We start from the raw sequence: 1,201 nt of genomic DNA, 5'->3' as shown, positions 1-1,201 counted from the left end.
GCACCAACCGCCGCACAAACACACCCGACGACCGCAACGCCACCTGATCCTCAACCCCCGACAACAACACCCCACACAACCAACCCCACACACCCCCACCCAACACACCCGGCAAATCCACCAAACCACCCCACCGCAACGGCACCTCCAAACCCACCACCCGACCCAAACCCCACACCGCAGAACCGTCCAGGTCGGTCAGAGGCTCGGAGTCGTCCATGGAGACGGCACCGCTGGTCAACCACCACAGCCGACCCTCGACCTCAGTGACTGCAAGCGCCTGCGCGACCGCCAGCGCCTCGACGACACCGGCGCCGGCCAGCGACATCAGCGAGATCATCCCGGCGACCGGTCCTGCGGCCGCCGAGGCGGCGGACAGCCGACGCGCGATCCCGTCCCGGTCCAGCTCGTCCAGCACCACGGGGATCATCTCGGCGCCCCGCTCCGCCAGCCCGGCCAGCAACGGGTGGTCCTCCTGGCCGGGCACCATCAGCACGAGCCAGGAGCCGGTCAGGTTCTCGTTTCCGGTCACGTCCTGGCGCCGCCACACCACGCGGTAGCGCCAGGAGTCCACCGTCGACCGCTGCTGTGCGGCCCGCCGCCACTGCGCGAGCTTCGGCAGGACCGCGCTGAACGGTTCGTCCGCGCCGACACCCAGCTCGCCGCCGACCAGGTCGGGGTCGCCGGACTCCACGGCCGCCCAGAACCGCCCGTCGAGAGCTTCGCCGTGCACGTCCCGGCGGGCCGCGGGCGCCGCCTCGGGCCAGTACCAGGTGTGGTCGAAGGCGTACGTGGGCAGGTCGACCACGCCCGGCCGGGCGCCGGTCTGACCGTGGTAGGCAGCCCAGTCGACCGGCACACCCGCCACCCACAACTGCCCCAGCGCCGACGTCAACACGCCGACCTCCGGCTGATCCCGCCGCGACACCGGAACCCGCCGCACCCCGGCATCCGCGACGATCTCCGCCACCATCGCCGTCAACGTCGCATCCGGGCCCACCTCCAGGAACGTGTCCACCCCCTGCCCCCGCAGAGCAGCCACCCCGTCGGCGAACCGCACCGGCTGCCGCACATGCCGCACCCAGTACTCCGGATCCACCAGCTCCAGCGGCTCCGCGACCGCGCCGGTCACATTCGACACGATCGGCACCCGCGGCACCCGCCAGTCCAGCCCCGCCACCACCGACGCGAACTCGTCCAA

The 1,201-nt window shown here is 71.8% G+C and carries 1 pseudogene; it reads right to left on the bottom strand.

Features of this window, described 5'->3' with window-relative positions:
* Window positions 1-1,201 (bottom strand): annotated as a pseudogene (locus HA073_RS31060) (polyketide synthase); the annotation flags it as partial.

This window comes from Micromonospora sp. CMU55-4 (assembly GCF_011602315.1).
Taxonomy (GTDB): domain Bacteria; phylum Actinomycetota; class Actinomycetes; order Mycobacteriales; family Micromonosporaceae; genus Micromonospora; species Micromonospora chalcea.
The sequence above is the reverse complement of the archived record's forward strand: the minus strand, read 5'-3'. Positions and strand labels throughout refer to the sequence as shown.